Origin of the sequence: Streptomyces olivochromogenes (genome assembly GCF_001514115.1) — a bacterium.
Lineage (GTDB): Bacteria > Actinomycetota > Actinomycetes > Streptomycetales > Streptomycetaceae > Streptomyces > Streptomyces olivochromogenes.
This window is the reverse complement of record NZ_KQ948463.1, coordinates 48665-73945: the sequence shown is the minus strand read 5'-3', so window position 1 is coordinate 73945 and position 25281 is coordinate 48665. Positions and strand designations below refer to the sequence as shown.

General features: G+C 69.0%; 28 protein-coding genes. 15 read left to right on the top strand and 13 right to left on the bottom strand.

Annotated features, from left to right (window positions below; translation table 11 throughout):
* The first annotated feature begins 9 nt into the window (after nucleotides 1–9).
* Complete coding sequence (locus AQJ27_RS30675; RefSeq protein ID WP_060901053.1) at nucleotides 10–1467, top strand: NCS2 family permease; 1458 nt, start codon at nucleotides 10–12, stop codon at nucleotides 1465–1467.
* A 54-nt stretch (nucleotides 1468–1521) separates the two neighbouring features.
* A complete protein-coding gene (locus tag AQJ27_RS30670; RefSeq protein WP_067375644.1) occupies nucleotides 1522–2673 on the top strand; it encodes an XdhC family protein in 1152 nt (383 codons plus the stop codon).
* A gap of 48 nt (nucleotides 2674–2721) precedes the next feature.
* On the opposite strand, the gene AQJ27_RS30665 is transcribed toward AQJ27_RS30670, so the two are convergent.
* Nucleotides 2722–5679, bottom strand: coding sequence for a SpoIIE family protein phosphatase (locus AQJ27_RS30665; protein ID WP_067375642.1), 2958 nt, complete (start codon nucleotides 5677–5679; stop codon nucleotides 2722–2724).
* 64 nt (nucleotides 5680–5743) lie between these two features.
* Nucleotides 5744–6187, bottom strand: coding sequence for an SRPBCC family protein (locus AQJ27_RS30660; protein ID WP_067375639.1), 444 nt, complete (start codon nucleotides 6185–6187; stop codon nucleotides 5744–5746).
* A gap of 98 nt (nucleotides 6188–6285) precedes the next feature.
* Between AQJ27_RS30660 and AQJ27_RS57965 the strand changes: the two genes are divergently transcribed.
* Nucleotides 6286–7515, top strand: coding sequence for a recombinase family protein (locus tag AQJ27_RS57965; protein WP_079065374.1), 1230 nt, complete (start codon nucleotides 6286–6288; stop codon nucleotides 7513–7515).
* A complete protein-coding gene (locus AQJ27_RS30650; RefSeq protein WP_067375635.1) occupies nucleotides 7512–7748 on the top strand; it encodes a hypothetical protein in 237 nt (78 codons plus the stop codon). The genes AQJ27_RS57965 and AQJ27_RS30650 overlap by 4 nt, the downstream gene beginning before the upstream one ends.
* Here AQJ27_RS30650 and AQJ27_RS60870 read toward each other — a convergent pair.
* The 4 genes from AQJ27_RS60870 to AQJ27_RS30635 all read right to left on the bottom strand — a co-directional run bounded on the left by AQJ27_RS60870 (nucleotide 7669) and on the right by AQJ27_RS30635 (nucleotide 9892).
* Entirely contained in the window at nucleotides 7669–8121 is a 453-nt protein-coding gene (locus AQJ27_RS60870) for a trypco2 family protein (RefSeq protein WP_369693330.1), read from the bottom strand. The genes AQJ27_RS30650 and AQJ27_RS60870 overlap by 80 nt on opposite strands.
* Nucleotides 8093–8443, bottom strand: coding sequence for a hypothetical protein (locus tag AQJ27_RS30645; protein WP_067375633.1), 351 nt, complete (start codon nucleotides 8441–8443; stop codon nucleotides 8093–8095). Before AQJ27_RS30645 ends, AQJ27_RS60870 begins: the two co-directional genes overlap by 29 nt.
* Before the next feature lie 110 nt (nucleotides 8444–8553).
* Entirely contained in the window at nucleotides 8554–8961 is a 408-nt protein-coding gene (locus AQJ27_RS30640; protein ID WP_235613775.1) for an abortive infection family protein, read from the bottom strand.
* 421 nt (nucleotides 8962–9382) lie between these two features.
* The gene (locus AQJ27_RS30635) at nucleotides 9383–9892 is read right to left on the bottom strand and encodes a hypothetical protein (RefSeq protein ID WP_235613774.1); all 510 of its coding nucleotides are present in this window, start codon (nucleotides 9890–9892) and stop codon (nucleotides 9383–9385) included.
* A 169-nt stretch (nucleotides 9893–10061) separates the two neighbouring features.
* Here AQJ27_RS30635 and AQJ27_RS30630 point away from each other — a divergent pair, with 169 nt between their 5' ends.
* From AQJ27_RS30630 to AQJ27_RS57960, 4 genes are all read left to right on the top strand, one after another.
* Nucleotides 10062–10397: a hypothetical protein gene (locus AQJ27_RS30630; RefSeq protein ID WP_159064424.1), complete on the top strand. Its 336-nt coding sequence runs from the start codon at nucleotides 10062–10064 to the stop codon at nucleotides 10395–10397.
* Between the two features lie 242 nt (nucleotides 10398–10639).
* The gene (locus tag AQJ27_RS30625) at nucleotides 10640–11209 is read left to right on the top strand and encodes a hypothetical protein (RefSeq protein WP_067375628.1); all 570 of its coding nucleotides are present in this window, start codon (nucleotides 10640–10642) and stop codon (nucleotides 11207–11209) included.
* A 40-nt stretch (nucleotides 11210–11249) separates the two neighbouring features.
* Entirely contained in the window at nucleotides 11250–12188 is a 939-nt protein-coding gene (locus tag AQJ27_RS30620) for a hypothetical protein (RefSeq protein ID WP_067375626.1), read from the top strand.
* Between the two features lie 96 nt (nucleotides 12189–12284).
* Nucleotides 12285–12836: a hypothetical protein gene (locus tag AQJ27_RS57960; RefSeq protein ID WP_201264432.1), complete on the top strand. Its 552-nt coding sequence runs from the start codon at nucleotides 12285–12287 to the stop codon at nucleotides 12834–12836.
* A 101-nt stretch (nucleotides 12837–12937) separates the two neighbouring features.
* Here AQJ27_RS57960 and AQJ27_RS30610 read toward each other — a convergent pair whose 3' ends face one another.
* A complete protein-coding gene (locus AQJ27_RS30610; RefSeq protein ID WP_067375624.1) occupies nucleotides 12938–13411 on the bottom strand; it encodes a DUF4429 domain-containing protein in 474 nt (157 codons plus the stop codon).
* Nucleotides 13412–13606: 195 nt separating this feature from the next.
* Between AQJ27_RS30610 and AQJ27_RS56520 the strand changes: the two genes are divergently transcribed.
* A complete protein-coding gene (locus AQJ27_RS56520) occupies nucleotides 13607–14176 on the top strand; it encodes a hypothetical protein (RefSeq protein WP_159064423.1) in 570 nt (189 codons plus the stop codon).
* On the opposite strand, the gene AQJ27_RS30605 is transcribed toward AQJ27_RS56520, so the two are convergent.
* Nucleotides 14148–14687: a GNAT family N-acetyltransferase gene (locus tag AQJ27_RS30605; protein WP_067375622.1), complete on the bottom strand. Its 540-nt coding sequence runs from the start codon at nucleotides 14685–14687 to the stop codon at nucleotides 14148–14150. The genes AQJ27_RS56520 and AQJ27_RS30605 overlap by 29 nt on opposite strands.
* Nucleotides 14672–15937 (bottom strand): NsdA family TPR-like regulatory protein, encoded by a 1266-nt coding sequence (locus AQJ27_RS30600; RefSeq protein ID WP_483027181.1) that lies wholly within the window; start codon nucleotides 15935–15937, stop codon nucleotides 14672–14674. The genes AQJ27_RS30605 and AQJ27_RS30600 overlap by 16 nt, the downstream gene beginning before the upstream one ends.
* Nucleotides 15938–16095: 158 nt before the next feature.
* Between AQJ27_RS30600 and AQJ27_RS30595 the strand changes: the two genes are divergently transcribed.
* The 3 genes from AQJ27_RS30595 to AQJ27_RS30585 are packed head-to-tail and all read left to right on the top strand — an operon-like array spanning nucleotide 16096 to nucleotide 16900.
* Nucleotides 16096–16515, top strand: a complete 420-nt coding sequence (locus AQJ27_RS30595; RefSeq protein ID WP_067375618.1) for an ATP-binding protein — start codon at nucleotides 16096–16098, stop codon at nucleotides 16513–16515.
* A complete protein-coding gene (locus AQJ27_RS30590; protein WP_201264431.1) occupies nucleotides 16512–16712 on the top strand; it encodes a hypothetical protein in 201 nt (66 codons plus the stop codon). Before AQJ27_RS30595 ends, AQJ27_RS30590 begins: the two co-directional genes overlap by 4 nt.
* On the top strand, nucleotides 16709–16900 hold the full coding sequence (locus AQJ27_RS30585; protein WP_159064422.1) for a hypothetical protein: 192 nt from the start codon (nucleotides 16709–16711) through the stop codon (nucleotides 16898–16900). Before AQJ27_RS30590 ends, AQJ27_RS30585 begins: the two co-directional genes overlap by 4 nt.
* 69 nt (nucleotides 16901–16969) lie before the next feature.
* Here the strand turns inward: AQJ27_RS30585 and AQJ27_RS30580 are convergent, their stop codons facing one another.
* The gene (locus tag AQJ27_RS30580) at nucleotides 16970–17248 is read right to left on the bottom strand and encodes a hypothetical protein (RefSeq protein ID WP_067375612.1); all 279 of its coding nucleotides are present in this window, start codon (nucleotides 17246–17248) and stop codon (nucleotides 16970–16972) included.
* Between the two features lie 317 nt (nucleotides 17249–17565).
* On the bottom strand, nucleotides 17566–18870 hold the full coding sequence (locus AQJ27_RS30575) for an ankyrin repeat domain-containing protein (protein ID WP_067375610.1): 1305 nt from the start codon (nucleotides 18868–18870) through the stop codon (nucleotides 17566–17568).
* A gap of 281 nt (nucleotides 18871–19151) precedes the next feature.
* On the opposite strand from AQJ27_RS30575, the gene AQJ27_RS30570 reads away from it, so the two are divergent.
* On the top strand, nucleotides 19152–20366 hold the full coding sequence (locus AQJ27_RS30570; protein ID WP_067375608.1) for a cytochrome P450 family protein: 1215 nt from the start codon (nucleotides 19152–19154) through the stop codon (nucleotides 20364–20366).
* A gap of 10 nt (nucleotides 20367–20376) precedes the next feature.
* Here the strand turns inward: AQJ27_RS30570 and AQJ27_RS30565 are convergent, their stop codons facing one another.
* Nucleotides 20377–21144: a polysaccharide deacetylase family protein gene (locus AQJ27_RS30565; protein ID WP_067375969.1), complete on the bottom strand. Its 768-nt coding sequence runs from the start codon at nucleotides 21142–21144 to the stop codon at nucleotides 20377–20379.
* Nucleotides 21145–21434: 290 nt separating this feature from the next.
* Here AQJ27_RS30565 and AQJ27_RS60215 point away from each other — a divergent pair, with 290 nt between their 5' ends.
* On the top strand, nucleotides 21435–21560 hold the full coding sequence (locus AQJ27_RS60215; protein ID WP_268814605.1) for a hypothetical protein: 126 nt from the start codon (nucleotides 21435–21437) through the stop codon (nucleotides 21558–21560).
* Nucleotides 21557–23320 carry a hypothetical protein gene (locus tag AQJ27_RS30560; protein WP_079065373.1) on the top strand — a complete coding sequence of 588 codons (1764 nt, stop codon included), beginning with the start codon at nucleotides 21557–21559 and terminating at the stop codon, nucleotides 23318–23320. Before AQJ27_RS60215 ends, AQJ27_RS30560 begins: the two co-directional genes overlap by 4 nt.
* Here the strand turns inward: AQJ27_RS30560 and AQJ27_RS30555 are convergent.
* On the bottom strand, nucleotides 23277–25109 hold the full coding sequence (locus AQJ27_RS30555; protein WP_067375967.1) for an ABC transporter ATP-binding protein: 1833 nt from the start codon (nucleotides 25107–25109) through the stop codon (nucleotides 23277–23279). The genes AQJ27_RS30560 and AQJ27_RS30555 overlap by 44 nt on opposite strands.
* Nucleotides 25110–25281: the final 172 nt, after the last annotated feature.

Below are 25281 nucleotides of genomic sequence, written 5' to 3'. Positions count from 1 at the left end.
GATGGCACCATGACCCAGCAGTCAGTGGAGCCCAGGACCGTCGCCGACGACGCGGGTGCGGGTACCCGCGTCCCGGCCGGGCGGTCCTGGCTCGACCGTTACTTCCACATATCCCAGCGGGGATCCACGGTCGCGCGTGAGGTGCGCGGCGGCGTCACCACCTTCATGGCGATGGCGTACATCCTCCTGCTCAACCCCCTGATCCTGTCCGGCAAGGACGCGGCGGGTCACACACTCGGCCAGAACGCGCTGATCACCGCGACCGCGTTCGCGGCGGCTTTCAGCACCCTCCTGATGGGCTTCTTCGGCAAGGTGCCCCTGGCCCTCGCCGCCGGACTCTCCGTCTCAGGAGTGCTCTCCTCGCAGGTCGCCCCGCAGATGACCTGGCCGCAGGCCATGGGCATGTGTGTGATCTACGGAGTGGTCATCATGCTCCTGGTCGTCACCGGCCTGCGCGAGATGATCATGAACGCGATCCCGCTGGCGCTGAAGCATGCCATCACCATGGGCATCGGCCTGTTCGTCGCGCTGATCGGCTTCTACAAGGCCGGTTTCGTGCACCAGGGGAAGTCCACCCCGGTCACCCTCGGCCCGGCCGGTGAACTCGCCGGCTGGCCGGTCCTGCTCTTCGCCGCCACGCTGCTCGCCATCTTCATGCTCCAGGCGCGCGGCATCCCCGGCGCGATCCTGATCGGCATCGTCGGCGGCACCGTACTCGCGGTGGTCCTCAACGCCCTCGGCGTCATCGCCCCCAAGCAGTGGGCGAGCGGCGCCCCCGAACTGCACGGCAGCGCCGTCTCGATGCCGGACTTCTCGCTCTTCGGCAAGGTCGAGTTCGGCGGCTGGGGCGACGTCGGAGTGATGACGGTCGGCATGATCGTCTTCACGCTCGTCCTCGCCGGGTTCTTCGACGCGATGGCCACCATCATCGGCGTCGGCACGGAGGCGGGGCTCGCCGACGCGCAGGGCCGGATGCCGGGCCTGTCCAAGGCGCTGTTCATCGACGGCGCGGGCGGGGCGGTCGGCGGGGTCGCGGGCGCGTCGGGCCAGACGGTCTTCGTCGAGTCCGCGACCGGGGTCGGCGAGGGCGCCCGTACGGGCCTGTCCTCCGTCGTCACGGGCCTGTTCTTCGCGGCCTGCCTCTTCTTCACCCCGCTGACGGCGATCGTCCCCGGCGAGGTCGCGGCGGCGGCACTGGTCGTCATCGGCGCCATGATGATGATGAACGCCCGCCATGTGGACTGGGCCGACCGCGCCACCGCGATCCCGGTCTTCCTGACCGTCGTCGTCATGCCGTTCACGTACTCCATCACCGCGGGCGTCGCGGCCGGAGTGCTGTCGTACGTCGCCATCAAGATCGCCCAGGGCAAGGCCCGGGAGATCGGGGCGTTCATGTGGGGCCTGGCGGCGATCTTCCTCGTCTTCTTCGCCCTGAACCCGATCGAGAGCTGGATGGGCGTGCACTGACACGCCCCTTCCGGCCGACGACCCTCCACGCACCCCTGTTAAGGAGACCGAGACATGCTGGACATCGCCGAAGAGCTGCACCGGTGGGTCGAGCAGGGACGCGACTTCGCCGTGGCCACCGTGGTGGCCGTCAGCGGCAGCGCGCCCCGCCGGCCCGGCGCCGCACTCGCCGTCGACTCCGACGGCACGGCGATCGGCTCGGTCTCCGGCGGGTGCGTGGAGGGCGCGGTCTACGAACTGTGCCGGCAGGCGCTCGAGGACGGCGAGAGTGTCCTTGACCGCTTCGGATACAGCGACGAGGACGCCTTCGCCGTCGGTCTGACCTGCGGCGGCATCATCGACATCCTCGTCACGCCGGTCCGGGCGGGCGACCCCGCCCGGCCGGTGCTCGGCTCCGCGCTGGCCGCCGCCGCGAGGGGGGAGGCAGCCGCGGTCGCGCGGATCGTCGGCGGTCCCGCCGAACTGCGGGGCCGGGCGCTGCTCGTCCGTCCCGACGGCTCGTACGAGGGCGGCTTCGGCGCCCATCCCGAGCTGGACCGCACGGTGGTCGGCGAGGCGGGCGCCTTCCTGGACGCGGGCCGCACCGGCACCCTGGAGATCGGAGAGCAGGGCTCTCGTTGCGGAGCGCCGCTCACGGTTCTCGTCGAGTCGTCCGTGCCGCCCCCGCGCATGATCGTGTTCGGCGCGATCGACTTCGCGTCGGCGCTGGTCCGCATGGGCAAGTTCCTCGGCTACCGCGTCACGGTGTGCGACGCCCGCCCGGTCTTCGCGACCGCCACCCGCTTCCCCGACGCCGACGAGATCGTCGTCGAGTGGCCCCACAGGTACCTGGAGCGCACGGAGGTGGACGCCCGGACCGTCCTGTGCGTCCTCACCCACGACGCCAAGTTCGACGTACCGCTGCTGCGCCTCGCGCTGCGGCTTCCGGTCGCGTACGTCGGCGCGATGGGCTCCCGGCGCACGCACCTGGACCGCAACGACCGTCTGCGCGAAGTCGGCGTCACCGAGCTGGAGTTGGCGCGCCTCAGGTCCCCCATCGGCCTCGACCTGGGCGCCCGCACTCCGGAGGAGACGGCCCTGTCCATCGCCTCGGAGATCGTGGCCAACCGGCGCGGGGGGAGCGGGGTGTCGCTCACGGGGGCACACACGCCGATCCACCACGACGCGACGTCGGTCCCGGCGCGGCGGATCGGGTCGGTGGCCTGAGCCGGTTCGGTGTCGGGGGAGTGCGGGGGTGATGCGGCCGCCGGTCGGCTACTGGGGGGCCGGGCCCGGCAGTTCCTGGTCCCCGGAGGTGAGCGCGTCGAGGTCGCGGGCGAACTCCTCGGTGTCCAGGAACGGGAGGTCCAGGACGTCGGTGGGCAGGCCGGTCGGGCTCTCCGGGCCGAACAGTGGCTGCTCGGTCCAGATGCACTTTCCGGTCGCCGTGTAGCGGGTGCCCCAGCGCCGGGAGAGCGCGGTGACGAGTTGGAGTCCGCGTCCGCCTTCGTCGGTCTCCGACGCCCGGCGGATGCGCGGCATGGTCAGACTCCCGTCGAAGACCTCGCAGACCAGCTCGGGGCCGTGCAGGAGGCGCAGCCGCACGGGGCCCTTCGCATGGCGCACGACGTTGCCGACCAGCTCGCTGGCGAGGAGTTCCGTCGTCGGCGTCAGGTCGTCCAGATCCCAGGTGTGGAGCTGCTCGCGGATGTGGCGGCGGGCCTGCCCGGCCGCTCGCGGGTCCTCGGGGAGCAGCCAGGAAGCCATGTTGTCGGCGGTCAGTGCGTGGAGGCGGGCGATGAGGAGGGCCGCGTCGTCGGCGGTGGAGTGCTCGGCGGGGAGCAGTCCCGCGGTGACGGTGTCGCAGAGGCGCTCCAGGTCGGCGGCCACGTCACCGGGGCCCTCGTGCGCGGCCCGCAGCAGCCGGGCGAGTTCGGCCATGCCGTCGTCGATCTCGCGGGTGGCCGACTCGACCAGGCCGTCGGTGTAGAGGACGAGCAGACTCCCGTCCGGCACCGCCATCTCGAAGGTCTCGAAGGGCGGCTCCGCCGCGCCGAGCGGCGGATCGGGGGCGGGGCCGGGGAAGTGCACACTGCCGTCGGGGTGGACCACGGCGGGCGGGGGGTGTCCGGCGCGGGCGACGGAGCAGATCTGGGTGGTGGAGTCGTAGAGCGCGTACAGGCAGGTGGCGTAGGACTCCTCCGCCATGCCGCCGACGATGTCGTTGAGGTGGCTCATGATCTCGTCGGGGGGAAGTTCGAGGTCGGCCAGGGTGTGCACCGCCGTGCGCAGCCGCCCCATGGTGGCCGCCTCGGGCAGCCCGTGGCCCATCACGTCACCGACGACCAGGGCGACCCGACCGCCGGAGAGAGGGATGATGTCGTACCAGTCGCCGCCGACGTCCATGCCCTGTCCGGCGGGGAGATAGCGGGCGGCAGCGGTGCACGCGGGCAGTTCGGGCAGGCCGCTGGGGAGCAGACTGCGCTGGAGTTCCTGGGAACGGGTGTGCTCGGCGTCGTAGAGCCGGGCCCGTTCCAGGGCCTGTGCGACGAGGGCGCTGATCGTGGTCAGCAGGGTGCGCTCCTCGTCGCTGAGACGGCGCGGCCGGTCGAAGGAGACCACGCACACCCCGAACGTGTGCCCGGACGCGGTCAGCGGCATGAACGCCCAGGCCTGTTTGCCCGCCTGGGGCGGCCGGGCGGCGAGTTCGGGGTAGCGGGCCACGTACTCGGCGCGCGAGGAGAGGAACAGCGGCTCGCCGCTCAGGATCGGGTCCCAGACCGGGTCGCGGGCCACCCGCGCACGGCCGTCGATCGTGTCGAGGAAGGCGGGCGAATAGCCGACGGCCCCGACGTTGTACGCCCGGTCGTCCTCGATGGCCTGCACCACGAGGCCGGTGGCGCCGAACGGCGGCAGCACGCGCCGTGCGACGGCGTCCACCACGTCCCGGGAGGTCGTCGCCTTGGCGAGGGACGCGGTCAGCTCGGCGATCCGGGCGGCGCGCTCGGCGGCGGCCTGCTCGGCGGCGGACCGTTCGTCCTCGTGCCGCCGGATCTCGGTCACGTCGGTGAAGTAGAGGGTGAGGCCGTCGGGTCCCGGGACCAGCCGCAGGTGGAGGCGGCGCCCGGTGTCCGGAGTGTCCATGTCGAAGCCGGCGGGCTGCTGCGCGGCGGCGGCCTCCCGGCAGCGCTTCTCCAGATCGGGGACCTGCCGGACGGAGGGAAGCTCCCAAAGGACGCGGCCGAACAGCTCCTCCTCGGAGGAGCCCAGCATGCGCTCGGCCGCCAGGTTCAGGAAGGTGATCCGCCACCGGTCGTCCACGGCGAGGAAGCCGTCGCTCATGTGGCGAAGAGCGCGGCTGAGCGCGTCGCGGGCGGAGCGGGACTCGTTGCTCTCCCATCCGACGCCGATCATCCGTACGGGCTCGCCCTGAGCGTTGTAGGTCGCCCGGGCGCGGGCCTGGGTCCATCCGTAGGTGCCGTCCAGGCGGCGCACCCGGTACTCGGCCTCGAACACGGTACGGTCCCGGAGCGCCTTTTGCGCCGCCCCCAGGGTCGGCGCCAGGTCGTCGGGGTGGACGATCCTCATCCAGTTCTCGATCCTGCCGGTGAACTCGGTCGGCCTGGTGCCGTAGAGCTCAAGGGCGGCCTCGTCCCAGACCAGCTGGCCGGTCTCGACGTTCCAGTCCCACGAGCCGACCCGGACCTCCTCCAGAGCCTGCCGCAGCCGGTCACCGCTCAGTTCCTCCCGGGGCGGCCGAGCGGGCGGCGGTGCCTGCTGCATGCGCTCCTCGGTCCAGGCGATCACGGCCTGGAGGAAACCCCACTGCTCGACGGTCGGCTCCCCCTGGCCGCCCATCACCACGGTGAGCGCGCCGATACCGCGGTCACCGCTGAACACCGGCACGGCCGCCAGCCCGGTCCCGGGCCATGAGACCGCACCGGATCCGGGCTGTTCGCCGGATCCCGGCGCGATCCACACACCCCGGCCCTGGTGCAGGGCCCGGGCCGGGGCCAGCGGGCCTTCCTGGTCGATGATCTCCCAGGGCCGGGTGAGGACCGCGGGAAGGCCGGTCGTCGACACCAGGCGCAGCGCGGACATGGGGCCCCGCAGATGGATCATTCCCCCCAGGGCACCCAGCTCCCCCACCGCGTGCTGGAGCGCCAGCCGGAAGATCTCACTCTCCGTGACACCAGGGTCCACCGCGCTGAGCAGAGCCAGCCGTGTATTCATGATGTAAAGACTACAATTCTCCCGTTTCACACATAGGTGCGCGACCCGCCGCGCGCACGGAGCGTCAGGATTCCGGCCGCAGCAGCCCTCCCACCGCTCGCCCGAACATCCACCGCCCCGCCCACCCCAGGGGCCGGTCGAAGAACCGCGGCAGCCACCGTACGTCCAGGTCCTCCCGCCAGAGCACCCGCGAGCCCCCGCCCGCCACCGGACGGACCTCGATCTCGGCCCACCCCGTGACGAACGTGCCGCGCTTGACCAGCCGGCACCTTCCCGCGCCCCCGTCCTGGGGTGGCCGCCAGATGACGACCTCCATCGGATCGTCGAAGACCAACGGACCCACCCCCGACCGCGCGACGAACACCGTGCCCTCGCCGGTCGGCGGCGGGGTGCGCACGGTGACCCGGGTCAGCGGGACGACGGCCGCATGCCGGGGCCAGTCGGTGAGCCGACGCCAGCTCTCTTCGACGGAAGAAGGGGACACGCGTTCCAGCTGGAAGAGGACCACGAACGGATCGTAGGCGGCCTGAGCGGCCGTGTCGCACCTTCCTTGGAGGGCATCTACTCGCCCAACCTTGACGGCATGAAGGGGGCCGCCGCGTCGGGATCTACGTCCGCATCTCAGATGACCGTGAGGGAGGCGGGCTTGGTACGAAGCGCCGGCGGGAGGACTGCGAACAGGAGATCGCCAAGCTCGGCTGGAAGTTCGTCGACCTCTATAAGGACGACGACACGACCGCCGCTGACCGGCGGAAGAAGCGCAAGGAATACCTGCGAATGCTGGAGGACGTGAAGTCCGGCAACATCGACGCCATCGTGACCTGGCACCCGGACCGCATGTACCGCCGGCCCGCAGAGCTGGAAGATCTGATCATCATCGTGGAGGACCACAAGACCGAGATCGCGACCGTCAATGCGGGCGATCTCGATCTGAGCACCCCCACGGGCCGCTTGGTCGCCCGGATGCTCGGGGCCATCGCGAAGTACGAGGTGGAACACAAGCAGGAGCGCATCCTCCGCAAGGCCGAGGAGCTGGTGGCCGCCGGAAAGATCGACAACTCCGGCCACCGGGCCTTCGGTCATGACCGGCACTTCGACGGTGAGGGCCCGCGCCGAAAGATCACCCACGAGACCGTCAACGAGTGGGAGGCGAAGTGGATCGGGCGCTGGGCGGACCGGGCCCTGGAGGGCGAGAAGCTGTACAGCCCGGTCATGGACGCCATCGACAACGGCGTGAAGACCACCACCGGGGGCGACTTCTCGTATCAGGGGACGCGGGCCATGCTCATGTCCGCCCGGATCTCGGGCCGCAAGGAGCACAAGGGCGTCATCAAGGGGAAGGCCGTCTGGCCCGCGATCATCTCGTCGGAGAAGAGCGACGCCCTCCGGGCCCTGCTGGGCGAGCGGTCCGAGGAGTGCAAGGCGGAGTTCGGGGAGCTCGACGCCACGGCCCTGAAGTACCCGCACTCGGGCCTGCTCCGGTGCACCTGGCAGGTCCCGCACGTCGTGGGCCAGCCCTGCTCCTGCAAGAAGGAGAGGACGCAGCACCACAAGGTGAGCACGGGCCAGCGCGGGGACAAGGACATGGCCATCTATACGTGCAAGAAGGACGGGGGCGGCTGTGGCGGCCGGACGATCCAGATCCCTGACCTCGAACCCCTCGTGGAGAAGCCGCTGTTCAAGCGGCTGGAGGAGGTCGAGGTGGCGGACGAGGAGGACGTCAACGACCCCGGCCGGCTCTGGAGGCCAAGCTCGTCCGCGACGAGAAGCGGAAGAAGGAGCTGGAGGACGAACTCCTGGACGGCGACCATCCGGCTCGGGAGATTCAGAACGTGATCGACAAGCTCAACATGCGGATGGCGGACATCCGTCGGGAGATGGCGGAGTACAGCGTCAAGGCCAACCTATCCGAGATCAGTTCGGCCCAGCTCCGCAAGGAGTGGAAGGACTGCTCCGTGGCCCGGAAGCAGTCCGTGTACCGGCGCCTGATCAGAGAGATCCTGGTTCACCCTGCGATCCGGCTCCTCGACGTGTGGAACCCGGACCGGGTCGAGATCCTCTGGAAGTGATCTCGTCGGTAACTACGATATCCGCGAAGTCGGACCCTTCCCACCCGGGGCCTCGCGGGGCGATGGATAGACGAATCGTGTGGGTCGTCCGCTCCTCGGTCGCGCCCTTGGCCGCCCCTTCTACCACCCAGACCTTCACGCCTCCGGACCTCTCCTTGGACTCCGCCATCTCGACCGTGAACTCCATGTCGATCGCCTGGTACTCGAAGTTCAGACCGTGACGGACAGGGATCTCCGTGATCGCTGCGTACAACTCGTCGTATGCGGCCTGGATGGCTTCCTTGAGTCCGATCTTCGCCACGGCGCTGCCTCCACCTGCACTGTCAGGATCTTCTGGAAGTGACCTACGTGCCCACGATCTTGGGGGCTCCATCAATGACGCCGCGCTGGTACTGCTTCCAGAGGGCCCCGATCAGGTCATCCAGAACGTCCTTGTCCATAGAACAGATCAACAGCGCGTCCGCCTGCTCCTCGGTCAAGCTCCTCAAGAGCAACTCGTGGGCCCGCTCCTGGGCTTCCTTGCGCTCCGTGTGATTCCAGATCTTGTCCCGGTTCGCTGGCCCCTCTTCGGCATAGGGCCATCTCCGGGTGCTGGATCCGCCGGAGGCGAAGATCCCCTCCCCTGCCAGATCATCGTGCGCCATGTCGTCATAGAGCTGGTGGAGGTTCTGCTGGTGGTACTGCGCGTCGCCCACGATGCCCCTCGTCCCTGGCGGACTGACAGTGTCAGGCAGTTGGGGTGATCAGCTCAACCCGGGGATTCTGTGGCGTTCATCGCGATCTTGATCAACTCCTCCGCAAGTGATCACGCCTTGCCCTTGCGCCACGGGGCAGCAGGGTCGCCCAGAGTGTCGAGAATCAGCTCACACCACGTCACAGCAGCGTTGACTGTCAGTCGTGCATGGCGGACCCCGAGTCCTGACGGCACACTCGCCTGTCCGTGACTGCTGCCGAACCCCTGGTTACGCAGCTCGGCGACACCCGCGGCGATGTTGACAGCACCAGACAGGATCTTCTTGATCGCCTTGCTGCCGTCCGGGCCTTCCGGAGCGGAAGCGGCGTCGAGCTTCAGCTCCCTGTGGACAGTGCCGATAACCGCGAGCGAGCACGGAAGGAGCTGGACTCGCTCAACCTCGAAGCGGAGCGTGGCGAACTGGATGAAGAGGGCAAGGAGGAAGCCCGGAAGATCCGGGAGTACCTCGGCATCCCGCATCCCGCATCCCGCATCCCGCATCCTGCGCAGCCGTCGGCTGACGAGGCCGAAGCCGCGTCATGACGCCCGTCAGAACAGGTGCTTGCACTTTGTCTAGTGCACCGCCTGATCGCGATCAGCAGGACGCGTACGTCCTCATGCAGGCCCCGACGCCACTGGCGGACCGGGGCCTTTCGCATGTTCGGGAGGGCTTCAGTGAAGGGCGAACTCTGGCTGACCGCCCGCAAGGCCGCCAAGCTGACGGGCGTCAGCACCGTGACGGTCTATTCGTGGGTCCGCCGAAAACATCTGAAGTCGAGTACCTCGATCACCGAGGCCAGAAGCTCTTCTGCCATCTCGACGTCGCTAGGGCCGAGATGGCCACCCGAACCAAGGCCAAGTGCGCGTGCTGGTCCCTGCTGCCTGCCCCTGGGGCCCTGGGCTACTTCGGCAGGACCTGGCCCTGATCCGTCACGTAGTAGCTGTTGTTGCACTCCAAGAGCGCGGCTTCGTCCACGTTGGTTGGGCCGCCAGCCTGTTGATTGCAGAACTGGTTCAGAAGCTGAAACTTCTGCGCGGCGGACATCCCAACAGGCTGATTGTTCTGCTGCTGGTTGTTCTGCGACTGGCCGTCGCCCTGCCCTTGCACCCAGGGGTCCGGCGAAGATGTGCCCGAGCTACCCCCAGAGCCCATGAGCGCGCCACCCAGGAGGAACGAAGCGACGGTGACAGCGACCACGCCTCCGATGATGGTCACCGGCCGCTTCCACCAGGGTCGTTCCACCGCCGCCAGGATGCGCTGGTACTCCGGATCACCCTCGTACTCATCCCGCCACCGGTACCGAACCCGATTCACGGCAACCCCCTCAGAGCCCTGACCGGCAACGACACCGTGCGCGAAGAGTCGGGCAGCGCAAGCTATCCCCAAAATCTTCATGGGGTCTACACTCATGCCACAACTGTGATCTTGACCGTAAGCAGCGCCTGACGACCGTCAGCTCCTGACCGCTCTTCCGCCATCTCGACGTCGCGAGGGCCGAGATGGCCACCCGGGCGAAGGTCAAGCGTGTACCGATCCCTGCTGCCTGAGGGCTAAGCGCCTGCCCTCGACGGATCCTCTGATGGCTCTTCGGTCCCTTGCCGCAGCGGCTTTGTCGGGCCGCAACGCAACAGGCCATCCGCGGGAGGAAGTTCCGCAGAGGGAGGTCCGCAAGCTCGCCGGGTCCGCCATGAATCTCACGGGCAAGCTGATCCGGCTCATCCTGAAGGTCGACGACGTCACGCACCTGGACCGTCTGGAGTTCCTGATCGGGACCAGCACCTTTACCAACTATTTCCGGTGGACGGTCCACACCCACAGCGCGGTGAACGCCACGCGCACCCCCACGAGGACTGACACAAGCCCCCGGCCCCGGGAGCTCCTGGGTGTGGTTCGCCCTGGGGCCGAGTCTTTTTGAATTCCATCACCCTGTACCACAGGGGCGGTTACCGTCCCGGCATGGCTCGTACCTGTGTCTTCTGTGGCGCCACTCCGCTGACGAAGGAGCACACACTTCCCAAGTGGCTCAAGTCTGTGTTGCCGCCAGGCGGCTCTCGGGCCCTCCACGTCCGAGAGACAGAATCAACCCGGGATCAACACGTCGCATCGGCGGTTAACTCCACAGTCAAGATCGTTTGTGCGTCCTGCAACAACGGATGGATGAACAGACTCGAAGACGAGGTGCGTTCGTTCCTGCCCGACTTGATCAACGGACGAGACGCCGAACTGACCCCAGATGACCAGAAAGCGCTGGCCTCTTGGTCCCTCAAGACCATGTTCATGTTCGCGGGCCAGAACAAGCATCCCAGGTTGGAGATGCTGCCGCTGAAGGACTGCGCCGCCTTCTATCGCGATCGTGAGCCCAGCCGCTTCATGATCGCCAGAATCGGTGCCATGGAGCCCTGGAAAGGCGATGAGGGTTCAGCCACGATCGAATTTATTTGCCCTCAGTACAGCTGGCCAACCCCTACCGCCAACCCGACGTATGTCTCGACGCTGAGGATCGGCTGGTTTTTGATCCAGCTGGTCCGGGCCGGGTCCCTCGATGACGATCAGATCCTTGCGCCCTTCGATCCTCATCCCATGTTCCATCCACTGTGGCCTGTCGGCGCTGCGCTGACGTGGCCACCGCCGAGGCAGTTGCCAGCAGACCACATGGCGGCCATCGCCCGCCCAACCACTCTGCCGATTCAGTGGGCGCGTCCGGCAACGCTTACGAACCGCACATAACCCGTCGCGTTTGTAGTACAGGCGCCGCTACCGTCCGTCCATGGACGATTCGCTCTCGTTCGAGAGCTTCCTTGCAGCGGCCAGAACTGCCGCCCAGAAGGCCATGGACGACCACGCGCGTGGCGAGTACGACGAGTTCGCCCTTCACGGGGGTGTCGCCTTCGAGAAGCTCGCCAAAGCGGTCCTCGTCTCGAAGAACCCGGCCTACCTGGTCGAAATGCGCAACGGCAACTCGGACATGCTGCTGTACCTCTGCGGTGACGTGGATCTGGACGCCAAGAAGGTTCGTACCGTCGGCGCCTCGGAAGCCATTGCGCGGCTCCGGCGCATGAAGGTGCTCCCGCAGGATGAACAACTCGATCAGTTGATCGCCCTTCGTAACGGCACAGCGCACACGACTGTCGGCGATGAGGCGAAGGCCCTGCTCCCCACGCTCGCCGAGAACGTCGAGACGCTCTTGAAGCACATTGGACAGCCCATGGACGCGTTCTGGGGCCGCTGGACCAGCGCGGTGAATGTGGCGGTCGACAAGGAGCGCGACGAGATTCAGCGCGAAGTGGAGATCAAGATCAAGCAAGCGAGGCACCTCTTCGACGACAGGTTCAAGGGCCTACCTGATGGAGCAAAAGATGGAGTCCTCGGCGTCCCTCCGGCAGAGAACGGACGGTTCTGGGTCGGCGACATGACCGTGCTGAATGGGGACGACGTCCTGCTCGTTATGTCCCAGGTAAAATGCCCCGCCTGCACCGCAACCGCCATGATGACCCTTGTGCCGACCGACAGAATGGTCCCCCGCCCTAACTTCGTCCCAGAGGGATTCATCTGCCACCTGTGCGGTCTGAACTTGCAGGGCCGTGAGGAGATGGCCGCCTGCGGCGAGCTGGCCAGCGTCGGCAGGAAGTTGGTCTCGATACCACCCCTGGCCGAGGCCTACGCGAGGCGCTCAGCCGTCCGCCTCGGTGAGACCCGCACGGGCTGACTAGGCCCACTCGAAGCCCCGGTTCCCCGGCCGGGGCTTTCGCATGTCCAGAACCGCGTCGGACCTTCCTGCGCACACCCCCGCAAGGAGGTCCTCTTGATATCTGAGCTGCTCAGGTCCCTGGCCGCAGCCGAAGAGGCGGGCGCAGGGCCCGACATCGGCAAGATGATCGGCAGCTTCGTCCAGCACTGCTTCATCGGCCTGATGGTGGTCCTGCTGATCATCGGCGTCATCGTCCCCAAGTGGGCCATGCACGCCCTGACCCGCGAGAAGGACAACTGGCGCGAGGCCTTCGAGAAGCTCGGCCGCCATGACGGGTACGCCACCGAGTGCCCCGGCGGTCCGCTCTACGCTTGGGTGAAGAAGGGCGCTCCCCGCCCCGAGGGCACCCAGCCGGCCAAGCAGTACGAACCCCTCCCGGGCCCCTGGTTCTCCATGGGCCGTAAGTGCCCGGTCGTGGCCCGCATGCACGACCGCCTCGTGGCGGAGGGCAGCCGATACCAGAGCACCTCGAACAAGGACACCATCGGCTCCGGCGACGTCGCCTCGTACGAGGCGTTCCAGCGCAATCTGGGCTTCACCGGCTCGGCCGCTACCTGGCCTCCGGGCCCAGCGAGTTGGGCCGAGTTGAAGGTCCTCAAGGGCTGATCACACCAGTACGATCGACCCCCTTGTGTCTCTGGCAGGACACACAAAGCGCCCCTCATCTCCTTCGGGAGGTGAGGGGCGCTTTTCTGTGTTCTGGGGTGCTACTGGCCGCCGAGGAGGCGCGCCTTCTGCTGCTCGAACTCGGCTTGGGTGAGAATGCCCTGCTGCATCAACTGCCCGAGTTTGGCCAACTCGTCGGCGAGGGACGGAGACTGTGCTCCGGTGGGCTGCTGCGGTGCGTGCTGCTGGGCTATAGCGACATCCAGGGCCTTGCGGAGTTCCTCGAACGCTGGCATCTGCTTCTTCGTGAACAGCACTGAGTTCTCGTCGCCCCTGGCGCTCTGGGTCTGGGTTCCGGCCTTGGACCGTCTTTCCACGCCGCCGGGAAGTCCGAACTGGATGAAGCCCTCGACGATGGCTCCGGCAGGCTTCCACTGGACGCTGGCGATCTGGCTGATGTGAAGGCGCTTCTCGCCCTTACCGACGATGGCTCGGGCCAGGAGCCCCTTGCGGGTGATAGTCACGTACTGGCCGTCGAACTGAATCTGTCCGCCCTTGCCCTGGACCTCGATCACGTGGCGTTCTCTTCTCACGATGGTGCTGCTGGAGGCGCCATCGTGGCAGGTCAAACCCTTGATGTGGAGAGCGCGGGGCCAACATGTGGCAAAAATGTGCCCATCCCATGTATCGACGACCTTCGGCCCTCCCGACCAGTACCACGAAGCGCCCCCTAGGATCCGGCGGGGGGGCTCTTCTGCATTCCCCCCGCATTGATCGGCTTGAAGAGTGAGAATCTCGCCGTGGATGCAGGAGTTGCGGCCGTCCTGGGTGCGGCCATCGGTGGAGGTCTGACGGGGCTCACGGCTGTCGGGACAGGCTTGTTCGGTCTCCGAACAGCTCGTCTTCAGCTTCAGTTCCAGGAGTCGGAAGCTGCTCGGCAACGGCGCTTCGAGAGTCTCACCGAGAGGCGCGGACCGCGCTCACAGGCGTACGCGGACTTCGTCGCCGCTGGCCAAGAGCTAATCGACTCGTTGTACGGGCGGGGCCAGCAGGATTTCCTCTCCACATTCGAAGCCCTTCAGGCAAACATCCGCATGCGCCGATCGCACGTCGCCATCGCCGGGCCAGAGTCCGTAGTGAGAGCCGCCGGGGAGTTCGCCGACGAGGTAAGGGACTTCAGAAACGGACTGGCGCACGGGGCTCTTCGTGGCCACCCGTTCAACCACAAGCACAAACTCGAACGTCCGCTGGACGCCTTCACCAAGGCGGCACGGACAGCGCTGGAGGACGAGGGCCACCCACATGAGGGCCCTACCTCAACGGCAGCTCCGCGAGCATGACGGCGTACACCGGGGAGTCCGGGAAGGGCTGGCGCTCCCCGACCTTGCGGAAGCCCCAGTCCTCGTACAGGGCCTGCACCCGCGGGTGTTCGACGTCCACCAGGAGGACGGCGAGGTCCTCGTCCCGTTCCTCCAGAAGAGCCCGGGAGAGCAGGTCCGCCACGCCCTTCTTCCGCCAGTTCGGGCTGACGGCCAGTTCGGAGTACGAGAAGGTCACCGCCTTCTCCGGCGCCTGGTCGAGGTGCTCGCGCCACCACTCACGGCCAGGGACCGCAGGAGCGCCGTAGGCGAAGCCCACCGTCTCGTCACCGTCGTACGCGAGCACACAGGCGAAGTCGGCGTTACCGCCCCAGTGGTCCACGAACCAGGGGAACTTCTTCTTGAAGTCGTCGTCCCGGTCGGGGCCCGCCGCTGCGGCGTGCAGATCGATGATCGTCTGCCGGATCTGCGGCAGGTCGTCATGCCCGAAGCGGCGGATTTCCAGCCCAGCGGCGCTCACAGTCGGCTCCATTCGGATCGGTAACGGTCGCCCCACTCTCGGGCGATCGTGGCGTCTGGTGCAAGAGTGATCAAGTCCCGGTAGTAGTCACCGAGCAGAGACCGAATCCGTCCAGGGATCGGGTGGCCGGCCATCAGCTTGAAGACCGTGGAGGCCGTGGTGCACGCCTGGTCGACGTCGCGCTGGTGGAGCTGGGCCAGGGCGAGCCGCGCGGTGGCCAGAGCCCGGTTCCTGCGGAACGCCTTCGGGATCGCCCCGAGAGCCTTGTGGGAGGCGGCCTCCGCCTCGGCGGAGTCCCCGATCCGGTCCCGGACGATGGCAGTGATGGCCATCAGCTCAGACAGCCCGTAGAAGGCGATCCACGACGGCCTGGGCTCGGCCGTCTCTGCCTTGCCCAGGGCCTCCTGGGCGTGTCCCAGGGAGCGCAGGGCGGCTTGACGGTTGCCCAGGTTCGAGTGGCCGATGGCCGTACGGGCGTGGGCCAGGGAGCTGTACAGGGGCTCGCGCCGGGCGATGGCTGTCCCCTGGGCCGCGTAGGCGGCATCGACGGCTTCGGCGTATTCGTCCCGGTGGTGGGCGAGCATCGCATACGAGTTCCAGACCCGCATCTCGGCGACGGGATCCTTGGCCATCCCGGCCAGGTACAGGGCCCGGCCCAGGAGCTGGGAGGCACGATCCATCTGCCGGGCGTCGATCGCGCTCCAGGCGGCCGTGGCGGTGTAGTCGGCGGACACCGAGAAGAGCCTCTGGCGGATGCGCTGGGTGGCGCCGAGCTTCTGCTTCTCCAGGGCCTCGGCCGCCCCGGCCAACGCGGCCCTCTCCAGGCCCTCGTGGCCTCCTCTGTTGCGGTCCAGCGCCATCAGGGCGTCCAGCCCGCTACGGAGCCGGATGACGTCGGAGGTGCCGACCTGGGGAGGGGCACCGACGAAGGGGACGACCACGGAGGCCGTCGTGCCGGCGGTGGCGGTAAGGAAGTTCCTGCGGTCCACAGGGGGCTCCGGTTCGCTGGCGGGACATCGTCTTCGGGCCGGAGGGCTGAACCCCAGCCCCTCGGCCGTGCATCCGAATACTGCCTCCAGCGCCTGCCGTTGACTGGGGTGAGGCCACCTAGTTTTTCCGGTCCGCCAGTTGCGGATGGTCCGGTCGCTGACCGTCCCCTCGTGTCCGGCACAGATCAAGCGGGCGTTGATCGCGTCCACTAACTCGACCTGGGTCATACCCCGCTCGTCCATCGCGCTGATGAGGCGCTCATTGCCGTCCACATACCCACGGTAGGCAGTGAGTCTCTGTCCGTAAGCAGGAACGCACAGAAATTTCCGGTCCAGCTCAATGCACAGCCGACCGATTTTTCCTGCCCCTCAGCAGCCAGGAGCCGTTCACTCAGGTAAGGCCACTCACACCCGCACCCCCTGAGGTCCTGATGACTGTGACGGCAACGCCACGCCCCACGGGGCACCCCGGTTACTCGCAGACTCTCGAACGCGTACCGGAGAGCGCGGGCGTTGCTCGCAGCCTGGTCCGTACCGCGCTCACCGCCTGGGGGCAGGAAGACATGGTCGACGACGCCCTGAACCTGATCACCGAGTTAGTCTCCAACGCCGTCGACCACGCCCGCCTCCCCGCGATCCGGATCATCGTCCTGCGCAAGGAGAACTGGGTCCGGCTCGCCGTGGTCGACCGCTCCCGGGACATCCCCCTCATGCGGACGGACTCCAACGGCGACCAGATCCGGGGCCGTGGCCTCGTCCTGGTGGAAGCCCTCTCGGACCGCTGGGGCACCGACCTCCACCGCTGGGGCAAGACGGTCTGGGCCGAGATCCGGTACGAGGGAGCGCTGTGAGGGACGGCAAGCCGTGGATCGGCGACCAGGTGCACGACCACGACGCCCAGAGGAACGGGATCATCACCGACGTCCAGGGCGGTACGTACGTGCTCCGGCCGCTTGCCGGGGGAGGCGCCGAGTGGGACGCCCCCAGTGACGAGAAGCTGAGTGTCAACGTGCCGCGCCCGGAGCAGATCGGGTGGCTGAGGGCATGAAGAGCATCGTGTTCCCGTGGCTGAGCGACCTGCTGGACGAGCAGGCGTACGAGTTCCTCGGTGAGGTGATCGAGGCCGCCAACGCCGCCGGGACGCACACCGCCTTCCGCCAGACCCTGGACGCCCTCGTCGTCGAGTGGCGGGACGAGCAGAGGTCTCCCAGCTCCCTCGCGAGGTCAAGCCCGTAGAGGCTCCCCCAGCCTCCCGAGGTGAGAGAAGCCCCGGCTGTCCTCGGATGGTCGGGGCTCCTCCACGTCTCACTCCTCGTCCAGCCACTCGATCTCGTCGTCCGTGAGGTCTTCCACCTCCGGGACCTCACCATTGGCGTAGGTGATCGGCTTCGGGTCCCAGTGCCGGTACTCCCAGCGTGCCTGAGTGGTGATCTGCTCGATGCTGTCCGTCGGCATGTGGGCACGAGCGGCCTCCATGGCGGCAATGACCACCTCGCCGTACGTGTCGCTCACGCGGCTGTGCCGGGTCACCTTCTCGTTGACTTCGATCTCCAGCTTGATCGTCAGAATCTTCTTGACGCCCATGCGGCCCCCTCCCTCGTCGTTGGGCGACCAGTCTGATCCGCAGCACCAACCGACCGGCGGGGATCACTGGAGTTGGCATCGAAAACCCTGAAGTAGATGTTCTAGAAGGGAAATGTGGTGCCACGGATCCACCCGGCGACGCACGGAAGGGGCCGTGCCGGTGCGTCGCAAGCCCGTCGCTTACGTCCGGATCGAGCAACGGCTCCCTTGCCCGGCCCACGTCTGATCCGGCGGCGACGGGCTCGACGTACCGGCACGGCCCCGACCCACCCACGACCTCACGACCTCACGACCTCACGACCTCACGACCTCACGGGTCAGCGTGGCGCGGTCGCGTCCGTTTTCCGGCGGTGCCGCCCCACGTCGTAGAGCTGCCAGAAGTACGGCCCTTCATCGTCACTGGCGTCGAGAGCGGCCAGGATCTCGTCGCCGCGCGGATCGTCGCGCAGGGCCAACTGCACGGCCGCGGTGACCCGTACGTCCTCCGTCTCGTCGGTGAGACACGCCGCGAGGGCGTTCGAGACCTCGGAACCCGCGGGCGCGGAGACCAGTGCGGCGCAGGCTCCCCGGCGGACCTCGGCCACCTCGTCCCGGGTGCACGCGAGGACCGTGGCGAGGGCGTCACGACGCCCGGCGTCGACTCCGTACTGCAGACCGAAGACCGCCCACTCCCGAACCCCGCTGTCGGCATGCCGGGCGAGGTCGTGCAGGGGTCGCTCGGCACGGGGATCCAGGGCGCCGGACAGTCCCGCGGTCAGGGGCCGCAGCACGCGCGGATCCGGTTCGCGCGCGGCCCACGGCAGGAAGAGATCGACCAGCGGGGCGTCGAACGGTGCCTCGTCGCTGTAGTCGAAGAGGTTGAACAGCCGGAGCACTTCCGCACCGAAGTACCGCTCTTGCGGGTCCGGCCGGTCCCGCAGGGCGGCGGCCATGTCCCACGTGGCGCGATCGCGGCGCTCCTGGAGGACATTCGTCGTCACCCACCAGATCTCGTGGTCGACGTCCGGTTCGGCCAGCGCCCTCGACAGCAGCTCGGTGAACGAGGTCCTGATCCCGTACCGGGGCTCCAGCGCCGTCAGGATCGCGCTGTGCCCGGTACGGACCGTCAGACCGGCCAGCGTCAGCTCCTCGACGCTCACCCCGTTCTCGTCACGAACCGTCTCGCACCGCACCGTTCCCGCCGAACCGCACCTGCGGCGCAGCTCGGCCACGGCGCCCGTCTCGTGCCAGGACCGGGCCAGCGCGAGGGCGTCACGTCCTTCACGGTCTCTGTGCCGCATCTGCGCCCCGTGGTTGATGAGCGCGGTCACGATGTCGGAGGCGCCACGGTCGACCGCCCGCAGCAGCGGGGTCTGGCCGTCCACGACCCGGTCCAGCCGGGCGGAGCGCATCAGGACCTCGACCGTGGCCAGGTCGAAGCCGTCCACCGCCAGGCAGAGCGCGGGCGTGCCCCGGTCGTCGACGACGTCGGGATCGCCGCCGGCATCCAACAGCGCCTTCACCGCCTTCACGTCCCCACTCCGGACCGCCACCGTCAGCGACTCCCCGCCGGCATCCAACAGCGCCGTCACCGCCTTCACGTCCCCACTCCGCACCGCCGCCGTCAGCGACTCCCCGCCCATACGCCCCCGCTTCCCTCACCAAAGCCCCGCCCCACGGCACGAAGCCGACGGCACCAAGCCGACCGCACGAGGCCGACGGCACGCGATGCTAACCGCGCCGCCCAGCTACCCGCCCGTCGATTTCGCCCCGGTCGCACGCAACTCCCGCCAGCCCTCGCGCTGTTGACACATCGTCCGCCACCCACCAGGCTATCCGGGGAGTACTCCCCGTTTGCACTCCACCCCCCGTGACCAACCGGTCCAGAGAAGGTCCGGAGAAGGTCCAGAGAACAGGAGTCCACGTGCCGGACCAGCCCCACGTCATCGACCCCGCGGGCGCCGACCTCCACGGCGAGGCGGATCTGCTGCGCGAGCGCGGCGCCGCGGCCCTCATCGAACTGCCGGGCGGGATACGGGCCTGGGCGCCCACCCAGTACGAGATCCTCAAGCGGCTCCTGGCCGACGACCGGGTCTCCAAGGACCCCAACCAGCACTGGCCCGCCTGGATCGGCGGCGAGTACCGCGAGAGCTGGATCACCCTCTGGGTCGGCGTGACCAACATGTTCACCGCGTACGGCGCCGACCACCGCAGGCTGCGCAAACTCGTCTCGCCCGCGTTCACCAAACGCCGTACGGACGCGCTCAAGCCCCGCATCGAGGAACTCGCCGCCACGCTGCTCGACCGGATGGCCGAGGCCCCCGACGGGCGGGTCGACCTCAGGTCCGCCTACGCGCACCCGCTCCCGATGCAGGTGATCTGCGAGCTGTTCGGCCTGCCCGAGGACCGGCGCGCCGACACCGCGCGCCTCATCGAGGCCAACATGGACACCACCATCACCCCCGAACAGGCCATGGCCACCTACCGGGAGATCCACGAACTGCTCGCCGGACTGGTCGCCGCCAAGCGTGAGCGGCCGGGCGACGACCTGACGACCGCCCTGATCGCGGCCCGGGACGAGGAGGGTTCGCAGCTCGCCGAGAGCGAACTGATCGACACCCTCCTCCTCGTCATCGGCGCGGGCCACGAGACCACGGTCAACCTGATCGGCAACGCGGTCCACGCCCTGCTGACCCACCGCGAGCAGCTGCTCCGGGTGCGCGGCGGCGAGATCCCCTGGAGCGAGGTGATCGAGGAGACCCTCCGCTGGGCCCCCTCCATCGCCAACCTCCCGCTGCGGTACGCCGTCGAGGACATCAAGCTCCCCGACGGCACACTGATCGCGCGGGGCGACGCGATCCTGGCGACGTACGCGGCGGCCGGCCGCGACCCGCTGCGGCACGGCGAGAGCGCGGGCCGCTTCGACCTCGGCCGTGCGGACAAGGAGCACCTCGCCTTCGGCCACGGCGTCCACTACTGCATCGGCGCCCCACTGGCCCGCCTGGAGGCGTCCCTCGCGCTCCCCGCGCTCTTCGCCCGCTTCCCCGACCTGAGCCTCGACGACACCCACGGCCCGGCCCGCCTCGCCGAGTCCTTCATCGGCCACGGCTACCGGGTACTGCCGGTGCGGCTGGGCTGACGCGCGGCCGTCAGGGGCGGTAGACGGTACCGGGCTTCGCCTTCCCCGGCGCCAGCAGCTGCGGCACGGTCACGAACACGTACCCCCGCTCCTTGAGCGCGTCGATGATCCCGGGCACCGCGGGCACGGTGCCCGGGTAGAGGTCGTGCAGCAGGATGATCCCGTCCCGGCTCGACTGCTTCAGGACGCGCTGCTGTATGACCTTGGGGTCGAACGTCTCGTAGTCCTTGGCGGTCACGCTCCACAGGACCTCCGAGAGGCCGAGTTCGCGGCTGATCTTGTGCACGGTGTCGTCGGTCCGCCCCTGCGGCGGGCGCATGAGCGTCGGCCGCTTCCCGGTGAGCTTCTCTATCGCGTCGTCGGGCTTCTCCAGCTCCTCGCGTATCTCCGCGGGCTTGATCTCCGTCAGGATCTTGTGGTCCCAGGTGTGGCTGGCGACCTCGTGTCCCTCGGCGGCCATCCGCTTGACGAGCTCCGGGTACTTCTCGATGTGCCGCTTGCCGAGCAGGAAGAAGGTCGCCGGGACCTTCTTCTCCTTGAGGATGTCGAGGAGCTTGGCCGAGTTCTCGCTCGGCCCGGCGTCGAAGGTGAGCGCGATGCACTTGGCCTGGCGGCAGTCCACGGTCCCGAACTTCGCCGGGGCGCCGGCGGCGGCCTGCGTGCGGGCGGCGGCCGGCGCGGTGGTGTGGAGGGTCGTGCACCCCGTCAGCGGCAGAGCAAGCGAAACGGCCGCCAGAAAGGCGGCCGTCGAACGCAACCAGGTCCCCGGTCTTTTCATCTTCTTGGTCAGCGAAGGCATGCGAAGACTGTACATCTGGTGTATACACCGCATGCATAGGGGTCCCTGTGGGATTCGGATTCCGAAGAACCCCCTGCTCAGACGTCCGGCGGCGCCCGCGCCCGCACCGGCAGCCCGCTCTCGAACGACCGGTTCGCGGACATCCCCGCCGCCGTGGCCTCCCTCGCCCGTCGGCACCTTCATCGGTGTACGGGTCTTGTAGTGACATCCGCGCATTACCTAGGGTCGCTCCTGGTGCAAGCGCTTTCTGAAAGGGAGGGTCACTGGCGATGGCGCTCACCGCGATCGACGTACGAGACCGCACGGACGTACGAGACCGCACAGACCTAAAAGACACCACCCTCGACCACAGCGACGTGGAAGAACAGCGCGATCCCTCTCAGGAGCCCCAGTGACAGCCCGCAAGACCTTCCTCGCCGCGCTCGCCGACACCGGTGTCCCCCTCGACACCGCGTTCGTCGAGTTGCTCACGGCGACCGCCGAGACCAGCGCCAAGGCCGTCCTCGACGGGTACGCCGCCGATCTCGTCGAACTCCGTGACGGCGGCGAGGCCCGCGCGGCCACCCGTGCGCTGCGCACCCTCGTCTCGGTGTACGTGCACGAGGGCTCGGCGTACCACCACTGCGCCGCGCTCCTGGGCCCCGCCGCCGAACTCGCCGACGCGCTCGCCGAGGAGCAGTACGACAACGGGCTGTGGGAGCACGGGGCGGACGGCAACCCGGCGGACACCGCCTTCTCGGTCGTCGACCTCAACCTGATCCACCACCTGCTGGAGGAGGACGCCCACGAGGCGACCACCGGACTGCGGGCGACGATCGAGCGGATCCTGCGGCTGGCGGGCCCCTCCCTCGCCACCGGTGGCGTCCACACCGCCAACCACCGCTGGCTGGTCTGCGCGGCCCTCGCCCGCATCCACGCCCGCTGGCCCGACCCCGCCTACCCCGAGCGCATCGAGGCCTGGCTCGCCGAGGGCATCGACCAGCTGCCCGGCGGCGAGTACAGCGAACGCAGCCCCAACTACTCGGCCGCGGTGACCAATCCGGCGCTGCTCGTACTGGCCCGCCACTACGGACGTACGGACCTCTACGCGAACGTACGCGACAACCTGGCCGCCAACCTGTACGTCATCGAGCCCAACGGCGAGGTGGAGACGGTCCATTCGCGCCGCCAGGACCAGACGAGGGTCGTCCACCTGCCCGAGTTCTGGCTCCAGTACCGGGAGATGGCGCTGCGCGACGGAGACGGACGGTTCGCGGCGGTGGCCGCGCTGCTCCAGGAGCGCGGCACCGACCAGACCTTCGGCGAGACGTCGATCGGCGAGCGTCTCGCCCAGGTCCTGGACCGGCCGGAGCTGGCCGCCCCTCTGCCCGAAGTGGCCGCCCTGCCCGACGACTTCGAGCACCACGACGACAGCTGCCGCCTCGTCCGGGTCCGTCGCGGCACGCACACGGCGAGCGTCTTCGGCGGGACCGACTTCCCGGAACTGCACGCCATCTCGTCCGGCCTGTCCACCAACCCGACCTTCTTCAAGATGCGCAAGGGCGCGGCGATCCTCGACTCGCTCCGGCTGGCCCCGCGGTTCTTCGCCCTCGGCCACTTCCGGGCGGAGGGACTGGAGCGCACGGACGACGGCTGGCGGCTGCACGCCGAGGTCCGCGGCGCCTTCCACCACCCACTGCCCCCCGGGCACCGCCGCCCCGACGGCGCCTACCCCCTCACCGACGACAGCCGCTTCTGGTCCGCGATGGACTTCCCGCACCGCCCGAAGGAGTACCGCACACTCCGCACCGAAGTCCTGGTCCGTGAGGTCGGCGGCGGAGCCTGGGACATCTCCTTCGACCTCTCCGGCGAGGGCTGCGCGAGCCCACTCGCCCTCGAACTCTGCTTCCGCCCCGGCGGCACCCTGACCGGGGACGGCCTCGAACCCGTCCCCGGCTCCCCGGACACCTTCCAACTCGTCTCCGGCGAGGCCACCTACACCGTCGGCACCGACCACATCACCTTCGGCCCCGGCAACGGCAAGGGCGGCCGGCAGCCGGCGGTGGTGGACCCGGGGGAGCGCTACGCGTGGCTGAGCGGCTCCCTGACTCCGGACGGGGTGCGGGTACTGATCACGGGGCGTTCACCGCTGACGTACCGGTTGACGCTGCGCTGACCCGGTGCTCCGCCGGTTCGGCGGCCAGGAGTTGGGTGGCGGCCAGTTCGCGGTAGAGGTCGTCGTCGTCGACCAGGGAGTGGTGGGTGCCCACGGCGCGGACGTCGCCGTGTTCGAGGACCACGATCTGGTCGGCGTCGGTGACCGTGGACAGCCGGTGGGCGATCAGCAGGACCGTGCAGCGGCCCGCGGTGCGGGCGACGAGTTCACCGAGGGCCTGTTCGTTGCGGGCGTCGAGCTGGGCCGTCGCCTCGTCGAGCAGAAGCACCTGGGGGCGGCGCAGCAGGGCGCGGGCGATCGCGAGGCGCTGGCGTTCGCCGCCGGACAGGGTGACGCCGCGCGGGCCCACGGGCGTGTCCAGGCCCTGGGGAAGGCGGGCGAGGAGACCGTCGAGGCGGGTGACGGCCAGGGCCTCGGCCAGCTGCTCCCGGGTGGCCGAGGGCGCCGCGTACAGGAGGTTCTCGCGGAGGGTGCCCGCCATCACGGGGGAGTCCTGCTCGACGTACGCGATCCGGCGCCGGACCTCGGCGCGGGGCAGGGCCGCGATGTCCTGGTCGCCGATCCTGATCGTGCCCGCGGTCGGCTCGTAGAAGCGCTGGAGGAGCGAGAAGAGGGTGGTCTTGCCCGCGCCCGACAGACCGACCAGCGCGGTGCGGGTGCCGCCGGGGACGGTGAAGCTCACGCCGCGCAGGGCCGGGGCGCGGCCGGGGTAGGTGAACTCGACCCCGGTCAGTTCGACGGCCGGTGGCGCGGCGTGGGCGGGGGTGTGCGCGGGCTCGGTCGCGTCGATGTCGTCCTCGACCGGCAGCGCGCCCGCCTCCTGGATCCTGCCCACCGCGCCCAGCCCCTGCTGGAGTTGGGCCGCGCCGCCGACCAGCTGGGACACCGGGCTCGCCAGGAAGAAGACGTACAGGAGGAAGGCGATCAGTTCGGAGACCGACATCGAGTGGTGGGCGACGAAGGTGCCGCCCACGCCGAGCACCACCAGGAACGCGGTCTGGATGGCGGCGCCGCCGACCATGGTGACGAGGGCGCTGTAGCGGGCGCCGACCAGCCCGGCGGCGTACGCCTCGTCGACCGCGTCCTCGGCGGTGCGCGTCTCGCGGCCCTCTGCGCCGTTGGCCTTGACCGTGCGGGCCGCGCCGAGGGTGCGGTCGAGGACGGCGCCGACCGCTCCGACCGATGCCTGGGAGCGGGCCACGGCCGCCTTGATCCGGGGCAGGATGACGGTGATCACGACACCGACCATCGTCAGCACGAGCAGCGTGACGCCGAGCAGACGCGCGTCGAGCGTCGCCATCATGAACAGCGCCCCGGCGAAGGTCAGGACGCCGTTGACCGTCATGATCAGGCCCTCGGTGGCGGCGCTCTTGAGCAGGGTGCTGTCGGAGGTGACGCGGGCGATCAGGTCCCCGGGGGCCCGCCGGTCCAGCTCGGCGACCCGCAGTCGGATCAGCCGGTGCACCAGACCGCGCCGCACCTCCCGCACCACCCGCTCCGAAGTCCGTTGCTGGAGCCAGGCGTTGAGACCGGTGAGCAGGGCGCCCGCGACCAGGAACGCGGCGAGCAGCGCGACCGGAGTGACCACGCTGCCGCCGTCGTCCAGCCGGTCCAGGATCGCCTGTGCGAACTTCGGCTGCACCAGCCCCGACACGCTGGCCAGCAGAGTGAGTACGAGGGAGAGCAGCAGCACACGCCAGTGGGGCCGGGCGTAGCCGACGAGGGCGACGAGCGAGCCGGTGGGCGGGGGCGGCGCGGCCCCTTCGGATTTTGGTGTGGCGTCGGTCAAGGTGCCGGGTCGCCGTTCCGGGCTGGGCACGTCCGCCCGTTCGGCGGAGGGCGTGTCCGCGCTCGGTGCCAGGTGGCGTTCCCACGGGCCCGGACCCGGCGTCTTGGGCGCCGTCGGGCCGCGATCCTGGACGTGGGCGGTGCCCTGGGCAGGGTCGGGACGACGGCCGTCG

Coding starts and splice junctions, on each gene's coding strand:
- AQJ27_RS30585 (WP_159064422.1), top strand. CDS start 16,709: ATGAAGAGCATCGTGTTCCCGTGGCTGAGCGACCTGCTGGACGAGCAG.
- AQJ27_RS60215 (WP_268814605.1), top strand. CDS start 21,435: ATGGCGCTCACCGCGATCGACGTACGAGACCGCACGGACGTACGAGAC.
- AQJ27_RS30665 (WP_067375642.1), bottom strand. CDS start 5,679: ATGAATACACGGCTGGCTCTGCTCAGCGCGGTGGACCCTGGTGTCACG.
- AQJ27_RS30640 (WP_235613775.1), bottom strand. CDS start 8,961: ATGCGGGATGCCGAGGTACTCCCGGATCTTCCGGGCTTCCTCCTTGCC.
- AQJ27_RS30595 (WP_067375618.1), top strand. CDS start 16,096: ATGACTGTGACGGCAACGCCACGCCCCACGGGGCACCCCGGTTACTCG.
- AQJ27_RS30605 (WP_067375622.1), bottom strand. CDS start 14,687: ATGGAGCCGACTGTGAGCGCCGCTGGGCTGGAAATCCGCCGCTTCGGG.
- AQJ27_RS30675 (WP_060901053.1), top strand. CDS start 10: ATGACCCAGCAGTCAGTGGAGCCCAGGACCGTCGCCGACGACGCGGGT.
- AQJ27_RS30620 (WP_067375626.1), top strand. CDS start 11,250: ATGGACGATTCGCTCTCGTTCGAGAGCTTCCTTGCAGCGGCCAGAACT.
- AQJ27_RS30630 (WP_159064424.1), top strand. CDS start 10,062: ATGGCTCTTCGGTCCCTTGCCGCAGCGGCTTTGTCGGGCCGCAACGCA.
- AQJ27_RS30565 (WP_067375969.1), bottom strand. CDS start 21,144: ATGAAAAGACCGGGGACCTGGTTGCGTTCGACGGCCGCCTTTCTGGCG.
- AQJ27_RS30580 (WP_067375612.1), bottom strand. CDS start 17,248: ATGGGCGTCAAGAAGATTCTGACGATCAAGCTGGAGATCGAAGTCAAC.
- AQJ27_RS60870 (WP_369693330.1), bottom strand. CDS start 8,121: ATGGAGCCCCCAAGATCGTGGGCACGTAGGTCACTTCCAGAAGATCCT.
- AQJ27_RS30635 (WP_235613774.1), bottom strand. CDS start 9,892: ATGAGTGTAGACCCCATGAAGATTTTGGGGATAGCTTGCGCTGCCCGA.
- AQJ27_RS30670 (WP_067375644.1), top strand. CDS start 1,522: ATGCTGGACATCGCCGAAGAGCTGCACCGGTGGGTCGAGCAGGGACGC.
- AQJ27_RS30575 (WP_067375610.1), bottom strand. CDS start 18,870: ATGGGCGGGGAGTCGCTGACGGCGGCGGTGCGGAGTGGGGACGTGAAG.
- AQJ27_RS30625 (WP_067375628.1), top strand. CDS start 10,640: ATGAACAGACTCGAAGACGAGGTGCGTTCGTTCCTGCCCGACTTGATC.